This window comes from Arthrobacter sp. NPDC093125, from assembly GCF_044754225.1.
In the GTDB taxonomy this organism is placed as follows: Bacteria; Actinomycetota; Actinomycetes; order Actinomycetales; family Micrococcaceae; genus Arthrobacter.
The window spans coordinates 127,463-146,749 of sequence record NZ_JBIVOQ010000008.1 but is presented as its reverse complement, the minus strand read 5'-3'; the positions used below and the strand labels follow the sequence as shown (position 1 = coordinate 146,749).

Genomic DNA, 19,287 nt, shown 5'->3' with positions numbered 1-19,287 from the left:
CGGCGACGACAAAGGCGGCCTCACCAACACCGTCGAACCCGGCGACGACAAAGGCGGCCTCACCAACACCGTCGAACCCGGCGACGACAAAGGCGGCCTCACCAACACCGTCGAACCCGGCGACGACAAAGGCGGTTTGCGGGCGCCAGAGCCCGGCGATGACAGCGGCGGCCACGGCGGCAAGGACGACGACTGACTGATATGGCCGAGCCCCGCCAGTGTTCACCATCCAGTTTCACGGTCCTCATTCGCGCACGATTCCTCCAGCACCATCGCTGGAGGAATCGTGCGTTAAGGGGCGGGAGCGGGCGCGGTCCTACACTTGACACTACGGGCCGCGTCCGATTCACTATTACGTATGCTGAAATAACAGTTCCATGATGCGGAAGACCGAGCACAACAATTCGAGCTGGATCTGCCTGAACCGAGCTGGAAAAGACCGCCGTTCTCGCCGGGAGAAGACCCGGCATCCCGCATAGCCGTCACCATGGATGCCAGCATCTGCACAAAGGGATCAACCGAGCATGGAGCTTGCCGAATTCAATAAGGCAGACCGGGCGGACGCGAGCAAAGTCCTCCGGCCCTGCATCGACGTCCAGCGCTGGATAGACGAAATAGCCGATGCGCGCCCCTTCGCCACCGGCGAGGACCTGCTCGGCTTCGCAAGCGGCGCCGCCTCGCCGTTCACGTCGGAAGAGGTCGCCGCCGCGCTGGCACATCACCCCCGGATCGGTGAACGCCCGACGGCGGCAAGCGCCGAAGCGGCCATGTCACGATCCGAACAGGCCGGCGTGGACCCTGCCGACGCAGCGATCGCTGACGCACTGGCCGCGGGAAACCGCGCCTATGAGGAGAAGTTCGGCCGCGTTTTCCTCATCCGGGCCGCGGGCCGCACTGCCCCCGAAATCCTCACCGCGCTGAACGAGCGCCTGGACAACACCCCCGCCCAAGAAGACGCCATTGTGGCCCAGCAGCTGCGCGAAATCGCCCTGCTGCGCCTCGAAGGAGTGATCAGCGAATGACCGTCTCCCACGTCACCACCCACATTTTGGACACAGGTGCCGGCCGCCCGGCGGCCGATGTCGCCGTCGTGCTTTATGCGCAGGACAGCGACGGCTGGAGCCGCCTGGCGGACAGCACCACCGACGCGGACGGCCGCGCGAAGGATCTTGGACCCGAGGAGCTGGCCCCCGGCACCTACCGGTTGAATTTCTCCACCGGCGACTACTACGCGCGGCAGGGCACCACGACGTTCTTTCCCGAGGTGGACCTCATCTTCCAGGTGACCGGCGCGGAGCACTATCACGTACCACTGCTCCTGAGCCCCTTCGCCTACTCCACCTACCGCGGAAGCTGAAAGGAAAACCATGCGGCTGATGCGCATTGGCACACCCGGCAACGAGACCCCTGTGATCGTCGACGACGAGGGCCAGGCGTACGACCTGCGGCCCGTCACCGCCGATGTCGACGGCACATTCCTGGAGACCTGGGCCCACCAGCTGGATGAGCTTGACCTGACGGGCCTGCCCCGGGTCTCCGTTGAGGGCAAGCGGATCGGGGCACCCATCGCCCGCCCAGGCGCCGTCATCGGCGTCGGACTCAACTACGCTGCCCATGCCGCGGAGTCCGGTCTTCCTGCGCCCGAGCGGCCCATCATCTTTTTCAAGCACCCCAACACCGTGGTGGGCCCGAATGACGACGTCATCATCCCGCCCGGCGCCGGGCGCGTGGACTGGGAGGTCGAGCTGGGTGTTGTGATCGGCAGGCGGGCAAGCTACCTGGAGTCGGACGCCGATGCCGCTTCCTGCATCGCAGGATTTGTGCTGTCCAACGACGTCTCAGAGCGGGAGTACCAGCTGGAACACTCCGGCCCGCAGTGGTCGCTGGGCAAGTCCTGCCCCACCTTCAACCCGGTGGGCCCGTGGCTGGTGCCCGCTCCGGGAATAGACGCGGGCAACATAGAGCTCGCGTCCTGGGTTAACGGCGAGCCACGCCAGAAGAGCTCCACGCAGGACATGATCTTCGGGGCCTCCGAACTCGTGCGGCGCCTGTCGCAGTACATGGTCCTCGAGCCCGGGGATCTCATCACCACCGGCACCCCGGCCGGCGTGGCACTCTCCGGCCGCTTTCCCTATCTCAAGGCCGGGGACGTCATGCGGATGTCCGGAGGGGACCTCCTGGGCGAACAGCAGCAGCGGCTCGTGGACGCAGGGCTTCCGGCCTGACAGTAGGCTAGATGCCATGGCTTCTGAGGACGGCACCCCTGAGGGGGATGGCATGAGTGAACGGGACGGCATGACTGAACGGCGCGAAATCACCGTCCGCAGGGCGCCCAAGTACGTCCCGTTTCTCATCCTGGGCGGGCTCGTGGGCATCGCTGTGGCCGCAGTCATCGCCTACGGCCGACCCGGCAACGAGACCTACGACCCCGGGACCGTGTTCGGCTTTTTCATGGTGCTGTGCGGGGCAGGCGGTGTGATCCTTGGCGCAATTGCGGCGCTGATCCTGGACCGGCTGAGCGTCAGGCGCGCGCAGCACGCCGTCGTCGAGGCTGTCCCGGAGGCCGGGCCCGAGGCGGGACAGCCGCTTCCTGGCGCGGAACGGCAGGATCCGGAGGGCCAAACCCCGTCTGCTCCTGAACACCCGCACGACAACGGCCATGAGGCCGGGCCCCGGTCATAAACCGCCCGCCGGAAGTTCCTTACCTGATGACGTGAGATAATCGACCAGTGGCACGCGGCGATGGAAAACTTTCTCATGATCTTCTCCCTGGCGAAAAGGGCCCCCAGGACGCTTGCGGCGTCTTCGGGGTGTGGGCTCCAGGTGAAGAAGTAGCAAAACTCACCTACTACGGGCTGTACGCGCTGCAGCACCGCGGTCAGGAGTCGGCTGGCATTGCCACCAGCGACGGCAAACGGATCAACGTCTACAAGGACATGGGCCTCGTGTCCCAGGTCTTCGACGAGACCACGCTGAACACCCTCACCGGACATCTCGCCGTCGGCCACTGCCGCTACTCCACCACCGGCGCCAGCCACTGGGCCAATGCCCAGCCAACGCTCGGCGCCACGGCCACCGGCACGGTCGCCCTGGCCCACAACGGCAACCTGACCAACACTGCCGAGCTCAACGCCATGATCACTGAGCGCAACGGCGGCCAGCTCAGCGGCGAAATGAAGCAGGGCAACACCTCCGACACCGCGCTGGTCACGGCATTGCTCGAGGGCGAAGAGGGCAAGACCCTCGAAGAAACCGCCATGGAGCTGCTCCCGAAGATCCGCGGCGGATTCTGCTTCGTCTTCATGGACGAGGGGACGCTGTACGCCGCGCGCGACACCTTCGGCATCCGCCCGCTGTGCCTCGGCCGGCTGGAGCGCGGCTGGGTGGTCGCCTCCGAGCAGTCTGCCCTCGCCACCGTCGGCGCCAGCTTCATCCGCGAGATCGAGCCGGGTGAGTTCATCGCCATCGACGAGCAGGGTGTGCGGTCCCAGCGCTTCGCCGAGCCGACGCCGGCCGGCTGCGTTTTCGAATACGTTTACCTTGCGCGCCCCGACGCCGCCATTTCGGGCCGCTCCGTGTACGAGTCCCGGGTGGAGATGGGCCGGCAGCTTGCCCGCGAGAACACCCAAACCGCGGACATCGTCATCCCGGTCCCCGAGTCAGGCACCCCCGCGGCCGTGGGCTACGCCGAGGAATCCGGCATCCCGTTCGCGCACGGCTTTGTCAAGAACTCCTACGTGGGCCGCACGTTCATCCAGCCCTCGCAGACACTGCGCCAGCTGGGTATCCGGCTGAAGCTCAACGCCCTGGAGTCCGTCATCCGCGGTAAGCGCGTGGTAGTGGTGGATGACTCGATCGTCCGCGGCAACACCCAGCGCGCCATCGTCCGGATGCTCCGCGAAGCCGGCGCTGCCGCCGTCCACGTGAAGATTTCCTCCCCGCCGGTGCAGTGGCCCTGCTTCTACGGCATCGATTTCGCCTCCCGCGCAGAGCTCATCGCCAACGGCGCAACCATCGAGGAGATCTCCCAGGCCATCGGCGCCGATTCCCTGGCGTACATCTCCGAAGACGGCATGATCGGCGCCACGCAGCAGCCCCGAGAGAAGCTCTGCACCGCCTGCTTCACCGGCAAGTACCCCATCGAACTGCCCGGCGCCGACAAGCTCGGCAAGAACCTGCTGGAGCGCACGGACCTCGGCGGCCTTGCTGACGTGAAGCCCGCTGCCGGCATCGCCTCGGAGGCCGGTGACCCTGCCACGGAAGCTGCCATCGAACCGGCTGCCGCCACGCCCGGCAACCCGGACAGCATCCCTGTGACCGAGGACCCGGCAGAGAAGCCCGGAGCCACGGGCTGCGACCCGGGGCCGGACTCCGAACTTGAGAACCTGCTCACCGAAGCCGACCGTGTGCCCGATCTCCACCCCGACGCTGCAACCGTCGGCGCTGACAAGAAAGAGTCCCTATGACTTCCGCCTCCCCCACTGCCGACATGAACGCTGCCCAGAACAACGCCGGCATCACGTACGCGTCGGCGGGCGTAGACGTCGAAGCGGGAGACCGCGCCGTCGAACTCATGAAGGACGCCGTCAAGGCGACACACAACGCTTCGGTGATTGGCGGCGTCGGCGGTTTCGCCGGACTGTTTGATGTCTCCCAGCTGCTGACCTACAAGCGTCCGCTGCTGGCCACGTCCACTGACGGTGTGGGCACCAAGGTGGCCATCGCCCAGGCCATGGACATCCACGACACCATCGGGTTCGACCTCGTGGGCATGGTGGTGGACGACATCGTGGTGGTGGGCGCCGAGCCGCTCTACATGACCGACTACATCGCCTGCGGCAAGGTGGTTCCGGAGCGCATCGCGGACATCGTCCGCGGCATCGCGGCAGCCTGTTCCGTAGCCGGCACCGCCCTTGTGGGCGGCGAGACGGCCGAGCACCCCGGCCTGCTGGGCGAACACGAGTACGACGTCGCCGGTGCCGCCACCGGTGTTGTCGAAGCCGACTCCCTGCTGGGACCGGACCGCGTCCGCGCCGGTGACGTTGTGATCGGCATGGCCTCCTCCGGCCTGCATTCCAACGGGTATTCCCTGGTGCGCCGGGTCATCAACCACGCCGGCTGGGCCCTGGACCGCCAGGTCTCCGAACTCGGACGCACCCTGGGCGAGGAACTGCTCGAACCCACCCGCGTCTACGCCGCCGACTGCCTTGACCTTGCGCGGACCTTCCCGGTCGCCTCAGAGAAGGCTGTGCACGGCTTCAGCCACGTCACCGGCGGCGGCCTCGCCGCCAACCTCGCCCGGGTCCTGCCGCAGGGGCTCGTGGCCACGGTGGACCGCGCCACCTGGGAGCTGCCGGCCATCTTCAAGCTCGTGTCCGAGCTCGGCCGTGTCCCCCTGGCCGACCTCGAGCGCACGCTCAACCTCGGCGTGGGCATGGTGGCTATCGTGTCCGCAGACGTGGCCGACGCCGCTGTGGCACGCCTGAACGAGCGCGGCCTGCCGTCCTGGATCATGGGCACCGTCAGCGCCGACTCGGACTCCATCCTGAAGACCGGGCCGGACTACGTTCAGGGCGCCAAGGGCGTTGACGGCGGCGCCGTCCGGATGGTCAACACCTACGCCTAAAAACTCGGCAGCTCGACCTCGAGGACGCTGAACACGCCGCCCTGCGGGTCCTTCAGGGTGGCGATGGTTCCGCCATCCTCGGCGAACTCCGGCTCCACGAGCACTTCCGCGCCTGCCGCCACAGCCGCCAGGACGGCCTCCTTGACGCTGAATACGCCAAAGTACACCTGCCAGCCCTGGCGGGCACGTGCTTCGGCGCTGTCCGGACCTGCCGGCTCTTCAGCGCCTTCCTCGGCCTCTTCCTGCTCCGCGGCCCCATCCTCACCCTCGTCCCCGATCAGAGGCTCAGGGGCGACGCCGGCAACCTCGGCTCCGCCGGCGATGAGGGTGGTGTAGGTTCCGCCGTCGTCCTGCGGATACTCGGTCACCTCGTGGCCGAACAGCTGCTGGAAAAATCCGACGGCGGCCCTGGGTTCCGGTGTGAGGAGCTCCGCCCAGGCGAACGCTCCGGGCTCGTTCTGCCGCCTGCTGCCCACGTGCGTTCCTGCCTGCCAAACTCCGGTGGTCCCGCCACCAGGCGGGCGCAGGAACACCATGACGCCGCTGTCTCCTACTTGCTCGGGGCCGAACTCTACCGCCCCGCCGGCATACGGGGCTTCTTCGGCCACCAGCCGGGCATTATCCGCCGCGAAGTAGACGTTCCATTGGGCCGGGGTGCCGGCCTCCTGCTGGGCGGGATTCTGTGGGGCCACCACCGCCACGAGGTCATTGTCGATAAACGCCTGCGCGTAGCTGCGCCCGTCCGGCGTGGGAAGGTCCTCGTAGCGCCAGCCGAATACCGCGGCGTAGAACGACTTGGCCGCGGCGACGTCAGGAGTCTGGACGTCCGCCCAGCACAGTTCGCCGTGGGCATACGTGGTGCGCTGAACCATAGCGTTGATCCCTTTCGGCGAGACGGAAACCCCTCACAGCCTAGACGTGAACCGGCTGTCCGGTGAAGGCCGCAGAGCGGGCACAAAAAACCCGCAGGGCACACCAATGACTGGTATGCCCTGCGGGCTTTTTGATAAACGTCGGCAGTACCCGGTTAATCCGAAAGATAAAAACGGCTTCGGAAAGAGGGTAGCCGGAATGCGTCTGCGTACACAGGTGTACGACGGCGGCGTGCAGCTGAGTGCCTTAGGGCAGGTTCAGACTGAAACGACTAACCGATACGACGGGTGTCTACCTCGTCGTCGTCGTCTTCCAAATCGTCCGCGTACTTATCCACGTAGGCCGAATAGTCCGGCTCCGCCGGTTCATTCGCGAAATGACTCGAGGCACGACTTCCCGGTCCCGTGAGCTCACGCTGAAGGGCCGAATAGTCAGTATTCGGGGAGTAGTACTTAATGTCCCGAGCCTGCTTGGTAGCTTTTGCCTTTTGACGGCCGCGCCCCATGGCGTGACCCCCTTTTGTACTTGGACCGGAGGTGGTCACCTTGGCTATCGGTGAGGCCCCGGAATGATTGGTCAATTTGTCGTATCCCTAGATTACATGCTTTCGGCGGCATCTGCTTGCCACGGGCGCGTCGCCGCAGCGGTGTCGGATCCAAAACCCCGGTAATCAGGGAGTTGCAGTGATTTTTTGTTCGATAGAGTCTCCTGAACAGCTGAATTTAGCCCGCCAGCGGAATCGGCCGTCAGCTGCACCTGAAGCACCTGCAGGACAGCACGCCGGAGCCGGATCCAGTGCCGGGACAATGCACGGAAGGGGTGCCGCCCCAAGTGAATGACGACTACGCAGTCCCGGATGCCGGGCGACGGAACATCCCGCCGCCGCCCGCATACCCACCGATAAGTGCGGTGCCGGCTGCCGCTCCGACGGAATTGCAGCAAGCACCTGCCGCAGAGTCCGGCCCACAACAACTCCTGGCGAAGGCGGGGTTCCTGGTGGTTCTGCTCGTCCTGGGTGGGATGCTCGTGTGGGCTTTTGGAGCCATGCTGGCAACAGCAACGCTGCAGACCAACGGCGAACCCGTTCCGGCAGCAAAATCGCCGTCGGATGCCGCCCCTTCCGCGACGCCGCGCCCGAGTCTCCCGGTGAAGGGAGTGAGTTCGCTGGATTTCAGGCTCGGTGACTGCTTCAAAGACTTTGACCCCTCAACGCCAGACGCCGAAGTCGTGGCTTGCGCTTCGCCACATTCGGCCCAACTCGTGGCCGTCCATCAATACGCGGCCGCGGATTCCTACCCGGGCAGCACCGCCATGAAGGCCAAGGGCCGTGAAGCCTGCCAGGCGGCACCATTGAACAGCAAAACTACCGGCTACGAGCTGAAGTACCGCCTGGCCTACCCCAGCCCGGACAGTTGGCGCAGTGGCGACCGCCGCGTCGACTGCTATATAACCTCGACATCCGGAAACATCATCAAAAGCAGCCTGCTCCCCTAGGAGATGCCGAGGGGAGCAGGCAAAGGGCGCAGGACCCCACTATCCCTTGCGGCGGACCGAGAGCCCGTTGCCGCCGGCAGGAGCCCCGGCCGCCCGCGCCATGGCCTCCAGCCCCTCGACCGTGAGCGCGTCGACGTCGGCCGCGGTGTCCACCAGGACGGTGTCACCATCCGAGATCTCGCCGGCGAGAATGGCCCTGGCCAGCCGGTCGCCGATTTCGCGCTGGACAAGCCGCCGCAGCGGCCGGGCGCCATAGGCGGGATCGAACCCCGACATCGCCAGCCAGGCACGGGCACTTTCGGTGACCTCAAGGGAGAGCCGCCGCTCGTGCAGGCGCCCGGCCAGTTCGGCCACCTGCAGCTCCACGATCCGGGCGAGTTCGTCCAGGGTGAGGGCCTCGAAGAGCACCACCTCGTCCAGCCGGTTCAGGAACTCCGGCTTGAAGGACGCGTTGACCGTGGCCATGACGGCGTCCCGCTTGGCCTGCCCATCCAGGGTCTGGTCCACCAGGAACTGGCTGCCCAGATTGGAGGTCAGCACCAGGATCACGTTGCGGAAGTCCACCGTCCGCCCCTGGCCATCGGTGAGGCGGCCGTCGTCGAGCACCTGCAGGAGGATGTCGAAGACTTCCGGATGCGCCTTTTCAACCTCGTCCAGCAGCACCACGGAGTACGGGCGGCGGCGGACGGCCTCGGTGAGCTGGCCGCCCTCCTCGTAGCCCACGTATCCCGGAGGGGCGCCGACCAGCCGGGCAACCGAATGCTTCTCCGAGTACTCGGACATGTCGATCCGCACCATGGCCCGTTCGTCGTCGAAGAGGAAGTCCGCCAGGGACTTGGCGAGCTCCGTCTTGCCGACGCCGGTGGGCCCAAGGAACAGGAAGGAACCGGTGGGGCGGTTGGGATCGCTGATGCCGGCACGGGCCCGCCGAACGGCGTCGGAGACCGCGGCCACGGCCTTGGACTGGCCGATGAGCCGCCGGCCCAGCTCCTCCTCCATGTGCAGCAGCTTCTGGCTTTCGCCCTGCAGCATCCGTCCTGCCGGGATGCCCGTCCAGGCGGAGATGACCTCTGCGATGTCGTTCGCCGTCACTTCCTCCGCGACCATTTGGCCGGACTTATCCTCAACGGCGGCCTCCGCTTCCGCCGCGGCGTTCAGCTCGCGTTCAAGGGCCGGGATTTCCCCGTAGAGGATCCGGGAGGCGGTCTCGAGATCGCCTTCACGCTGGGCCTTGTCGGCGGCGGACCGCAGCTCGTCGAGCTTGGCCTTCAGGTCACCAACACGGTTCAGTCCCGCTTTCTCCGCTTCCCACCGGGCGTTCAGGGCGGCGAGCTGCTCCTTCTTGTCGGCCATGTCGGCGCGCAATGCGGCGAGACGTTCCACCGAGGCAGGGTCCGTCTCCCCGCTCAGGGCCAGCTCCTCCATGGTGAGCCTGTCCACCTGCCGCCGCAGCTGGTCGATCTCCTCCGGTGCGGAGTCGATCTCCATGCGCAGGCGGGACGCGGCCTCGTCCACGAGGTCGATGGCCTTGTCCGGCAGCTGGCGCCCCGAAATGTACCGGTTGGACAGCGTCGCGGCGGCCACGAGGGCGGAGTCAGCGATCGAGACCTTGTGGTGGGCCTCGTAGCGTTCCTTCAGGCCGCGGAGGATGCCGATGGTGTCCTCCACGCTGGGCTCGCCCACGTAGACCTGCTGGAAGCGGCGCTCAAGGGCGGCGTCCTTCTCGATGTTTTCACGGTACTCATCCAGCGTGGTGGCACCGATCAGCCGCAGCTCACCGCGTGCCAGCATGGGCTTGAGCATGTTGCCCGCGTCCATCGATGAATCACCTGTGGCACCCGCACCGACCACCGTGTGGATTTCGTCGATGAAGGTGACGATCTGGCCCTCGGAGTTCTTGATCTCTTCCAGTACGGCCTTCAGGCGCTCCTCGAACTCACCGCGGTACTTCGCGCCCGCAACCATGGAGCCGAGATCCAGGGAGATGAGCGTTTTGCCGCGCAGGCTTTCGGGCACATCCCCTGCCACCATGCGCTGCGCGAGCCCTTCCACCACTGCTGTCTTGCCGACGCCGGGTTCCCCGATGAGGACCGGGTTGTTTTTGGTGCGCCGCGACAGGACCTGGATGACGCGTCGGATCTCGGAGTCACGGCCGATCACGGGGTCCAGCTTTCCGGCGCGGGCCATGGCGGTAAGGTCGGTGCCGAACTTCTCCAGTGCCTGGAAGGTGTTCTCCGGGTCCGGGCTGTCCACCTTGCGGTCTCCCCGGACCCCCGGCAGGGCGGCAAGCAGCGCCTCATGCGAGGCACCCGAGTCACGCAGGATCCTGCCTGTGGCATCGCTTCCGGCAGAGAGGCCCAGCAGCAGATGCTCGGTGGAGACGAAGGAGTCGCCGAGCTTATCTGCCTCATTCTGGGCGTTTTGAATCGCCTGCAGCGCGGCGCGCGAAAGCTGGGCCTGCTGCACGGAACCGCCTGACGTTGCGGGCATCGCCTTGATGGCCGTGCTCGCCTGTGTGCTCACGGCGTCAGGATCGGCGCCCGTGGCGCGCAGCAGCGCAACAGCCACCCCCTCCCGCTGGTCCATCAGCGCCTTCAGCAGGTGGGCAGGCTCCACCTGGGGATTGCCGGCCGTCGAGGCGTTCATGGCTGCGGCCGAAAGAGCCTCCTGGCTCTTGGTGGTGAATTTGACGTCCAAAGCGAGCTCCTTCCAAAGCAAGAAATTCCTGACTTGAGTCTACTACGCTCAACTTTGGAAGGGGACCTCTGCAAGTGCAAGTTTTCTCGCAGCGAAACGGCCCTTCCGGGCCGATGCAGCTCAGAAGATTTGCCCCCGCTGGACTGTATCGCCGCCGCCCGAATCCCCCTAGGATCGACTGTGACCAGCGACGACAGTTCCACCGGCAACTGAAACGAGGATCTGCAATGAAGAAATTCGTGGTTCTTTACAACGCCCCGCAGTCGGCACAGGCCCAGATGGCAGAGAGCAGCCCGGAGGCCGCCCAGGAGGGCATGAAGGCATGGATGGAGTGGGCCCAGCGGGCCGGCGACGGAATCGTGGACATGGGCAATCCGCTCGGCACCGGCAAGGAAGTCAGTGCGACCGGAACGGCCGACACCTCGAGCCACGTGGCAGGGTACGGCATCCTCCAGGCGGAGGACATGGACGGGGCTCTCGCCCTGCTCGACCGGCATCCGCACCTCATGATGCCGGACGCCAGCATTCAGGTGTACGAGGCCCTCGACATCCCCGGCCTGTAGCGCAGCCAAGCGCGAACGGACACTTAAGGCCCTCACCCAAGCGCGAACGGAGCCTTAAGGCCCTCACCCAAAGGGCCTTAAGTGTCCGTTCGCGCTGGGACGGGTGGGAGGTCTTTATGCGGGGTAGACGGACACTGCCCCCGCTTTAATCACGAAGAACACCTTCATGCCGGGCGCGAGGCCGAGGTCCGCTGACGCCGCCGGCGTCACATCGGCGGACAGCCCGCCGGCGCGGACTCGGATCTGGTCCCCATGCGGCTCGAGATCCGTGATGGTTACGGGGAATGAGTTCCGGGGGCTGCCGTGCGCCTCTGTCAAGAAAACGGAAACGGCCGACGGCGGGAACACCGCAACGCCGTCACGTCCGGGAGCGAGGAGGCCGTCATTTCCGGCCGCAGCGCGCTCCTGCATGCCGTTGCCAGCGGCGCCGGCGGTTGGGGCGTCCTGTGTTGGGGTGTCGTGTGTTGGGACGTCCAGTTGCGGGTCGTGCAGTCCGGCGATGTCCTGCCCGTCCGCGGTCCTGATGCCGTGTTTGGTGAGAGTGCCCGCTACCAGGTTGAGGCCGGCCAGCCCGGCCGCGAACCTGCTCTTTGGCCGCTGAAGCACGTCACGGGTGGCCCCGGACTCTGAAATTCTGCCGTTCTCCAGAACCACCACGCGGTCTGCCAGCATGAGCGCGTCCAGGACGTCGTGGGTGATGATGATGGCCCGCCGCCCTTCGAGCACCCTTTTGAGCAGCCGCCGCAGCAGCGGAGCGGCATGGATGTCCAGGGCGGCCATGGGCTCATCGAGCAGGAGCAGGCCGGGATCGGCAGCAAGCGCCCGGGCGACGGCCACCCGCTGGGCCTGCCCTCCTGACAGCTCGGACGGGCGGCGATTTTCCAGCTCGGCAGCATCGACGGCCCTGAGCCAATGGCGTCCGGCGTCCCGCGCCCTGCTTCTGGACAGGCCGCGGCTGCGCGGGCCGAACGCCACGTTCTCCAAGGCGGTCAAGTGCGGAAAAAGCAGCGGCTCCTGGGCAAGCAGGGCGGTGCCGCGGTGATGCGGGGCGGTCCAGGCAGCGCGGTCGGTGGCAAGATCAAACAGCGGCCTGCCGTCCAGGTGGGCCATGCCCGTGTCCGGACGCAGCAGCCCCGCGATGACGGCCAGCAGCGTTGATTTACCGGCACCGTTGGGCCCCATGACCGCCACCGTCTCCGCAGGTCCCAGGGTGAGGGAGACGTCAAAGCTGCGCGCCGCCACGGCTGCCTCCAGCTGGAACGTCACCGGACGTCCCCGCCCGCGGCGGATCCCGCCGTCGTCCGTTCCTCCGGGACTGGCCCCGAACCAAAAGGCGGGGCTGCAGGCCGCCGGGGGCCGCGGTGGGACACCGACACAACGGTCACCGCGACCGCAACCAGGACGAGGGACAGGGCGACGGCGGAATCGGCGTCGGTTTCGCGCTGAAGATAAATCTCAAGCGGCAGCGTACGGGTGACCCCCTGCAGGCTGCCCGCGAAGGTGAGGGTGGCGCCGAACTCCCCGAGGCTCCGGGCAAAGGACAGCACAGCACCCGAGGCCAGGCCCGGCAGGACCAGCGGCAGCGTGACCCGGCGCAGAACCGTGGCCGGGCTGGCGCCGAGAGTTGCCGCCACGGCTTCGTAGCGGCTGCCAGCGGTCCGGAGCGTGCCTTCCAGGCTCACCACGAGGAACGGCAGTGCAACGAAGGTCTGGGCAATGACCACGGCGGCGGTGGAGAAGGCGATCTGGATTCCCAGGACCTCCAGGCTGCGGCCGAGCAAGCCTTGGCGGCCGAACGTGTACAGGAGCGCGATGCCCCCCACCACGGGCGGGAGGACCAGGGGCAGCAGCACAAAGGACCGGAGCAGCCGCTGTCCCGGAAAGCTGCCGCGCGCCAGCACCAGGGCCAGCGGAACGCCGAGAACGATGCACAGCAGGGTGCTGACGGCCGAGGTCCGCAGGCTGAGCCCGAGGGCGTCCAGCGCCGACTCTGAGGTAACGAGCGGAACGAAATTTGCCCAGTTGACCCGGGCAGCCATGGCGGCCAGCGGGAGCAACACGAGCAGCGCGCCGGCCGCCGCGACGGGATAGATCCAATAGGGGATGCCGGCATAGGCGCCGGAGCTGCACCGAGGACCGGTGTTCATTGGCCGGAGCTTCCTTCCGGTCCAGTGGAAGCTCTTGGAGGGGCTCCGAAACCGGCTTCCTGCAGCGTTTGCTGCCCCTCGTTGCTGGTCACCAGGGCGATGAATGCCGCCGCCAACTCCTGCTGCCGGCTGTTGTCGATGGCGGCGATGGGGTACGTGACCACCGCCTTGCGCGCCTCCGGAAACGGGATTCCCCGGACTTTGCCATCGGCGCCTTTCACATCGGTGGCGTAGACGAGGCCGGCATCCGCTTCCCCCGATGCGACCTTGCCGAGGACGTCGGCCACGGACGATTCTTCGCTGACTGGATTCAGCGCCACGCCAGCTTCCAGTTCGGCGGTTTCCGCCGCGGCGCCGCACGGCACCTGGCTCGCGCAGACCACCACCTTCACCCCCTGGCGGGAAAGGTCCCGAAAGGATGAAACCGACGCCGGATTGCCCGGAGGGACCGCGATCTCGAGGACGTTGGTAGCGAAGCCCGCAGCCTGGCCCCTGAGCAACCCGGAATCCGACACCCGGGCCATGGTCCGCGTATCAGCAGAGGCAAAAACGTCGGTCGGAGCGCCCTGGCTGATTTGGGTTGCAAGGTCCGAGGACCCGGCGAAATTCAGCATCACCCTGGCCCCGGGATTCCGGCGTTCAAACTCTCCGGCCAGACGGGTGAACGTTTCCTTCAGGGAAGCTGCGGCAAACACTGTGAGGGTCCCGGAAGCCCGGGAGGTTCCGTCGGATACCGCAGCGCCAGGTGAAGCGGTGGCGCAGCCTGACAGGCCAGCCGCCACCATCACAGCGGCCAGCAGCGCCGGGAGGAGTGCGCGGGCGGCTTTCACACGATGCTCTTTCCCTTGGGCGTTTCCACGATGACCGTGGTGGCTTTGACCACGGCAGTGGCTACTGATCCCAGTTCAAGTCCCAGTTCACGCACGGCTTCGCTGCTCATCAGTGACACCACGCGGAAGGGTCCGCACTGCAGCTCCACCTGCGCCATGACCTTGTCGGCTGTAATACCGGTGACCAGCCCGACGAAACGGTTGCGCGCTGAACTGCCCGCTGCGGACGGGTCATCCGGCAGGTGCGCCTGCCTGCCGGCCAGCCGGGCCAGTTCCAGTCCGTCCACAGCCAGCCGCCCTGACGCGTCTCTGTGCGGCGTCAGGCTGCCGTTCTCGGTCCAGCGGCGTATGGTGTCGTCGCTGACACCCAGGAAACGGGCAGCCTCGGAAACGCGAATCGTGGTCATGCGAGGATTCTAGTCCGGTCTGCGGATAAAAGTGCGAGCCTAATCCGCAAATGCGGATTCTCTGGACTGCTCCACAGCGAGCAGGCTCTCAGCAAGGTTCGTCCCGGCGAACGGGTATACCTTCACGGACGTCTTCGACATCGAACGGAAATAGCAGCCGCCACCTCCTGCTACATATCGTCTAGGCCCGCTTCCAGATTGCGATCCAGTCCAGGTAGACATGCCCTGCCGTCTGCGGCGACGGACAGATAGGAAGGCACGACTCGGTCTGGAGAATGTAGTGCATAGGTGTTGTCGGCGTCGCTGTTGTACCCGCTCCCAGTGACCGGCCATCGAGGAAAAATTCGACCTTGCCCGGACTCCACTCCATCGTGGCTACATGCCAATCCACGTAGAACGCGTGTGAACGGAACACGTCAGTCGCCTTAGGGTCATTCCCTCGTTTATGGACAGCGCCATAAAAACTTTTTGAGAGGTCCCCCTCAGGGAAATCGATCTCTCCGTCCCGGGGCCAGACGCCACTATCGGGCCAAAGGAGCCAGGCGGCTTTGAAGCCCCTCAGTGAGTCGGCCTTGAACCTCACCGATATCCTGCCGTACATCAGACTGTTGTGCCGCGGCAGCAGGCCTTTTTGAGCGCTGTTATTCGGAATCTTGGGACTGGGCGCCGCGCCCATTGAAATCCCATTCTTCGTGTGGAGGTACCAGTCCAGCATGCCGTTCTTAACACTCAGCACTTTGGACGGGTAATAGCCGGATTTCGCTCCCATTTGACCCGCGGTATCCGGTGTTCCGTCCTTATACCCTGCACTCCATTTAGCGGAGTAAAGCGGACCTGGAAAAGCGCCGATCGGCACATCGCCTTTGTTGAACTCTTCCCGAAAGACCTGCTTCCAACCCGGAAGATCGCCCCTGGGCATTTTGTGCAGCGGGTCGGTGGAAGTCGGCTGCCCCGCCAGAGGCTCACCTGCGGGCTGTTCTGCAGCACGAAGTTCCGGCGCGGGCCGCGGTGCTGCTGACTCAGCCGCCGCACCGGGTGCCGCCGCACGGGGTGCCGCCGCAGAGGGTGCTGCGGCACGGGGTGCCGCTGCAGAGGGTGCTGCGGCACGGGGCGTTTCCACTGATTGCTTTGGGACGGAGCCGGGTGCAGATGCCGCCGCCCGAGATGGCGTGACCGACTGAAGGGCTGCTGATGACTCGGACGGTTCCGCCGCGGGCACCGGATCCGAAGGAAGCCGGTGCGCTTCCATGGCCACCGGGCCGGCCATGACGCCACATGCCGTGAGCGTCGCCGCCGCGGCCAGCACACCAAAGCGCCGAATGGGATGCTTTTGGCGATGACTTCGGGCTGGGCTGGCCATAGGAGAGTGTGGCATCGGGACCTTGGAGTTTCCAAGGATTTCACATCCCAAACCGGGACTAAACCCCCTAAAACGGGGGCGAAACCCCTAAAACTGGGGCCGTTTCAAGAAGTTCCAAGCTTTTTACAAGTTGCTCGGCTGAACATGTTTCGAGGGGGAGTGCAAGCAAGTTGCCAGGACCGCAGCAGCAGCAGGCGCTTCGATTTCCCGTATCCAGCCGGGAAGGTTGCTCGGGACTGGCATAGGCAAAACGACTCCAATGAGTGGTGAGGCTAGTGACCATCCCTGTACACGTTTCAACTGTTCACGCACAGAATTCGGCGCCAGTTCCCCTAGCCTCGATTAGCGTGGTGATTCCCACTCTTAATGAAGCCAAGAACCTTCCGTGGGTTTTGCGCCGCATGCCCTCGTATGTGGACGAAGTGGTGATTATCGACGGGCGCTCGCTGGACAGCACTGTCGACGTCGCCCGGGCGCTGCGCCTGGATGTGGTGGTGGTCTCAGAACCCAATGCCGGCAAGGGGTTCGCGGTGCGGGCGGGGCTTGCCGCGGCCACCGGGGACATCATCGTCATGCTGGACGCAGACGGGAGCATGGATCCGCAGGAAATCGGCTGGTTCGTCACGCCGCTCCAGCACGAATTCGACTTCGTCAAGGGCTCCCGCTACGTCACGGGGGGAGGGTCAGAAGACATCACGTTGCTCCGCAGCGCCGGCAATCGCGCCCTGACCCGCTTGGCCAACCTCGTGCTGCACAGCAACTATTCCGACCTGTGCTACGGCTATATCGCAATGCGGCGGGAGTGCCTGCAAATCCTCGAACTGCAGTCGGAAGGGTTCGAGATCGAGACCGAACTGATTGTCCGTGCTTCCAGGGCTGGCCTGCGGATTGCCGAGGTGCCCAGCACCGAGCTCACCCGGATCTCCGGCAACTCAAACCTCCATACCTTCCGTGACGGATGGCGGGTGTTGCGGACCTTGGGCCGTGAATGTGTGGGATGGGAAGCGCCCACGGCCGGCGCCCGGCCCGAGGCGCTCAGACGCGTGAAATACAGGTACCCCAGCAGGCCCCTGCCCCACATTCCGACGGACCCTGCCACAGTGCTTGGTCTGATGGCAGGTGATTGACATGAATCCTTCAGAAGAACTCCCGGCCGTTTCCGTGGTGATCTGCTCCTACACCGAGGACCGGTGGGACAGGCTGGTGGCCGCCATCCAGTCCGTCCACGCCCAAACTGTCCCGCCCCAGCAGACGATCGTAGTGGTCGACTACAACGCGGATCTCTATAAGCGCCTGATCTTCACGGTTTCGGACGTGGTGATCCTGGAAAACACCGGGCCCAAAGGCCTTTCCGGCGCCCGGAACACTGGGGCTGCTGCCGCGACCGCAGGGATCGTCGCTTTTCTGGACGACGATGCCGAGGCGGCCCCGGACTGGCTGCAACGGCTGACGGCCCTCTACGACGACCCCGACGTCCTGGCCGTGGGCGGGCGCGTTGTGCCGGAATGGGAAACCGGTCGCCCGGACTACTTCGGCGAGGAACTGGACTGGATCGTTGGCTGCACGCACCGGGGGATGCCAAAGGTGGCTGCCGAAGTGCGCAACGTCGTCGGCGCCAACATGTCCTTCCGTTCCCAGGTCCTGGAAGTCGTGGGCGGTTTCAACACGTCCCTCGGCCGGCAGAATTCCCTGCCCTTGGGCTGTGAGGAGACAGAAATCTGCATCAGGGCAGCCATAGGTGCGCCAGGAAGCCGCGTGGTGTACGAACCGGCTGCCCTGGTCCGCCACTTCGTCCCCGCACAGCGCGGAACCCTCAGCTACATGCTGCGGCGCGCGTGGTCCGAGGGGATATCCAAAGCTCAGGTCAGCAAGATCGTCGGCCACAAGCGTGCTCTTGGGCCCGAACGCCGGTACGTCCGCAGCGTGCTGCCTCGTGCGGTGGTTGGGGGCATACTGGGCCGAATTCGCGGCACGGACCCCGCCGGCTTCCGCCGGGCAGCGGCCATCATCGCCGTGCTGACCGTAACTACCTGCGGGTACATCCGGGGACGCCGTCTGCCCCTTGACCCGGCCGACGCGGGACTCGAGCCGCACGAGCCACACGCCAGCTGGAGGGAAGTCAAATGATCCGGATGTATCCGCAGTACAGAACCCCCCATATCGCCGAGACCGCCGGAGGACACGGGGCATGAGCCAGTCCGAAAAAGACGCTGTGAAGGACTCGATGCCGTCTACCGGCACCAGTTTTGATGTCCACGGGCTCGTGGGGATCGAAGTGGCACCCGGCACCCCCGGTGAGGCCCAGTTGCGGGACATGCTCGCACCGTTCCTGGGTCCGTCCCGGGCTCCGCTGCGGCTGCGTGTCAGTGCGGAGACGGCGGCTGTAATCGACCAGTCACACGCCGAGGACGCCTACCGCTTCACGACGGACTCGCTCTACATCCCGGCAGACCGCGTCCAGGTCCAGGAAACCCGCGACGGTTACTCCATTCAGGGCCGGGGCGAGCTGCTCACGGCCGTTATCCCCTTGCTGGATCGGCTCTCCATTAAGGAAAACGCCGCAATGATTCATGCGGCGGTGGTTGACTTCCGGGGGTCAGGAGTCCTGCTTCCGGCCTGGGGGGGTGTGGGGAAGACCAGCACGGTCGCGAAGCTCGTGGCCATGCCCGGTGTGCGCTTCATGGCCGATGACTGGGCCTTCCTGGACGCCGGGGGCATGCTGATGGGCTATGCCAAACCGATGTTCCTGAAACCGCACCACCGGAGGATCTACCCGGAGGTCTTCAGCGGGGTCCGCAAACCTTTGGCCCCGGGCTGGCTCACTAATTCGGTGGCACGCCTGGCCACGGCCGTCCACCCAGTCATCGTCAGGTATCCAAAAACCGCGGCACTCACGCGCCGCTGGTCCCCCGAGCACCAGATGGTCCATCCCGAACAGGTCTTCGGGCAGGATGGCATCTCCTCGGCTGCGCTGACCCGACTGGCGATTTTCCTTGAACGCTACGACGGTTCCGATGCCCGGCTGGAGATGCGGAGCCGCGAATGGATGACCTCCCGCATCGTCGGGAACTTCCATTCAGAGCTCCCGGTGGTGTCACGTCGGCTGATCGAGGCCCTCGGCGCGACGGGCCTGGTTCCCTTGGAGGAATTCTTCAGCCAGAAGGCTGCCGTGGTGCGGCGGGCGCTTGATGACGTCCCCTGCTTCCTGCTGCGCATTCCCGCCTCGTGGTCCGCCGACCGGACCTCCGACTACGTTGCCGGCCAGATCAGCGCCAAACTGGAAGAGTGAC

General features: G+C 65.7%; 20 protein-coding genes. 12 read left to right on the top strand and 8 right to left on the bottom strand.

Annotation, left to right across the window (positions count from 1 at the left end; all coding sequences use genetic code 11):
- The 7 genes from ACIP9X_RS15610 to purM form a co-directional block, all read left to right on the top strand.
- Positions 1-196: hypothetical protein (locus tag ACIP9X_RS15610; RefSeq protein ID WP_400480656.1), on the top strand; the 196-nt coding region annotated here is incomplete at its 5' end.
- Between the two features lie 328 nt (positions 197-524).
- Entirely contained in the window at positions 525-1,022 is a 498-nt protein-coding gene (gene uraD / locus ACIP9X_RS15605) for a 2-oxo-4-hydroxy-4-carboxy-5-ureidoimidazoline decarboxylase (protein WP_400480655.1), read from the top strand.
- Positions 1,019-1,357 (top strand): hydroxyisourate hydrolase, encoded by a 339-nt coding sequence (gene uraH, locus ACIP9X_RS15600; protein WP_400480654.1) that lies wholly within the window; start codon positions 1,019-1,021, stop codon positions 1,355-1,357. Before uraD ends, uraH begins: the two co-directional genes overlap by 4 nt.
- A gap of 10 nt (positions 1,358-1,367) precedes the next feature.
- Complete coding sequence (locus tag ACIP9X_RS15595) at positions 1,368-2,225, top strand: fumarylacetoacetate hydrolase family protein (RefSeq protein ID WP_400480653.1); 858 nt, start codon at positions 1,368-1,370, stop codon at positions 2,223-2,225.
- A gap of 16 nt (positions 2,226-2,241) precedes the next feature.
- Complete coding sequence (locus tag ACIP9X_RS15590; protein WP_400480652.1) at positions 2,242-2,682, top strand: hypothetical protein; 441 nt, start codon at positions 2,242-2,244, stop codon at positions 2,680-2,682.
- 47 nt (positions 2,683-2,729) lie between these two features.
- Complete coding sequence (gene purF, locus ACIP9X_RS15585) at positions 2,730-4,466, top strand: amidophosphoribosyltransferase (RefSeq protein WP_400480651.1); 1,737 nt, start codon at positions 2,730-2,732, stop codon at positions 4,464-4,466.
- Complete coding sequence (purM, locus tag ACIP9X_RS15580; RefSeq protein WP_400480650.1) at positions 4,463-5,626, top strand: phosphoribosylformylglycinamidine cyclo-ligase; 1,164 nt, start codon at positions 4,463-4,465, stop codon at positions 5,624-5,626. Before purF ends, purM begins: the two co-directional genes overlap by 4 nt.
- Here the strand turns inward: purM and ACIP9X_RS15575 are convergent.
- Positions 5,623-6,498: a VOC family protein gene (locus tag ACIP9X_RS15575; protein ID WP_400480649.1), complete on the bottom strand. Its 876-nt coding sequence runs from the start codon at positions 6,496-6,498 to the stop codon at positions 5,623-5,625. The genes purM and ACIP9X_RS15575 overlap by 4 nt on opposite strands.
- Before the next feature lie 272 nt (positions 6,499-6,770).
- Positions 6,771-7,004 carry a DUF3073 domain-containing protein gene (locus ACIP9X_RS15570; protein ID WP_400480669.1) on the bottom strand — a complete coding sequence of 78 codons (234 nt, stop codon included), beginning with the start codon at positions 7,002-7,004 and terminating at the stop codon, positions 6,771-6,773.
- A 491-nt stretch (positions 7,005-7,495) separates the two neighbouring features.
- On the opposite strand from ACIP9X_RS15570, the gene ACIP9X_RS15565 reads away from it, so the two are divergent.
- On the top strand, positions 7,496-7,993 hold the full coding sequence (locus ACIP9X_RS15565) for a septum formation family protein (protein ID WP_400480648.1): 498 nt from the start codon (positions 7,496-7,498) through the stop codon (positions 7,991-7,993).
- Between the two features lie 39 nt (positions 7,994-8,032).
- Here the strand turns inward: ACIP9X_RS15565 and clpB are convergent, their stop codons facing one another.
- The gene (clpB, locus tag ACIP9X_RS15560; protein ID WP_400480647.1) at positions 8,033-10,690 is read right to left on the bottom strand and encodes an ATP-dependent chaperone ClpB; all 2,658 of its coding nucleotides are present in this window, start codon (positions 10,688-10,690) and stop codon (positions 8,033-8,035) included.
- A gap of 227 nt (positions 10,691-10,917) precedes the next feature.
- On the opposite strand from clpB, the gene ACIP9X_RS15555 reads away from it, so the two are divergent.
- Complete coding sequence (locus tag ACIP9X_RS15555; RefSeq protein ID WP_400480646.1) at positions 10,918-11,253, top strand: hypothetical protein; 336 nt, start codon at positions 10,918-10,920, stop codon at positions 11,251-11,253.
- A 114-nt stretch (positions 11,254-11,367) separates the two neighbouring features.
- Here ACIP9X_RS15555 and ACIP9X_RS15550 read toward each other — a convergent pair whose 3' ends face one another.
- From ACIP9X_RS15550 to ACIP9X_RS15530, 5 genes are all read right to left on the bottom strand, one after another.
- On the bottom strand, positions 11,368-12,519 hold the full coding sequence (locus ACIP9X_RS15550) for a sulfate/molybdate ABC transporter ATP-binding protein (protein WP_400480645.1): 1,152 nt from the start codon (positions 12,517-12,519) through the stop codon (positions 11,368-11,370).
- Complete coding sequence (locus ACIP9X_RS15545; protein WP_400480644.1) at positions 12,516-13,400, bottom strand: ABC transporter permease; 885 nt, start codon at positions 13,398-13,400, stop codon at positions 12,516-12,518. The genes ACIP9X_RS15550 and ACIP9X_RS15545 overlap by 4 nt, the downstream gene beginning before the upstream one ends.
- On the bottom strand, positions 13,397-14,230 hold the full coding sequence (gene modA, locus ACIP9X_RS15540; protein WP_400480643.1) for a molybdate ABC transporter substrate-binding protein: 834 nt from the start codon (positions 14,228-14,230) through the stop codon (positions 13,397-13,399). Before modA ends, ACIP9X_RS15545 begins: the two co-directional genes overlap by 4 nt.
- The gene (locus tag ACIP9X_RS15535; protein ID WP_400480642.1) at positions 14,227-14,637 is read right to left on the bottom strand and encodes a molybdopterin-binding protein; all 411 of its coding nucleotides are present in this window, start codon (positions 14,635-14,637) and stop codon (positions 14,227-14,229) included. The genes modA and ACIP9X_RS15535 overlap by 4 nt, the downstream gene beginning before the upstream one ends.
- A 181-nt stretch (positions 14,638-14,818) precedes the next feature.
- Positions 14,819-15,997 (bottom strand): family 16 glycosylhydrolase, encoded by a 1,179-nt coding sequence (locus ACIP9X_RS15530; protein WP_400480641.1) that lies wholly within the window; start codon positions 15,995-15,997, stop codon positions 14,819-14,821.
- A 347-nt stretch (positions 15,998-16,344) separates the two neighbouring features.
- Here ACIP9X_RS15530 and ACIP9X_RS15525 point away from each other — a divergent pair, with 347 nt between their 5' ends.
- The 3 genes from ACIP9X_RS15525 to ACIP9X_RS15515 all read left to right on the top strand — a co-directional run bounded on the left by ACIP9X_RS15525 (position 16,345) and on the right by ACIP9X_RS15515 (position 19,286).
- Positions 16,345-17,124 (top strand): glycosyltransferase family 2 protein, encoded by a 780-nt coding sequence (locus ACIP9X_RS15525; protein WP_400480640.1) that lies wholly within the window; start codon positions 16,345-16,347, stop codon positions 17,122-17,124.
- Between the two features lies 1 nt (position 17,125).
- Positions 17,126-18,124: a glycosyltransferase gene (locus ACIP9X_RS15520; protein ID WP_400480639.1), complete on the top strand. Its 999-nt coding sequence runs from the start codon at positions 17,126-17,128 to the stop codon at positions 18,122-18,124.
- 61 nt (positions 18,125-18,185) lie between these two features.
- The gene (locus ACIP9X_RS15515) at positions 18,186-19,286 is read left to right on the top strand and encodes a hypothetical protein (protein WP_400480638.1); all 1,101 of its coding nucleotides are present in this window, start codon (positions 18,186-18,188) and stop codon (positions 19,284-19,286) included.
- The last annotated feature ends 1 nt before the right edge of the window (position 19,287 follow it).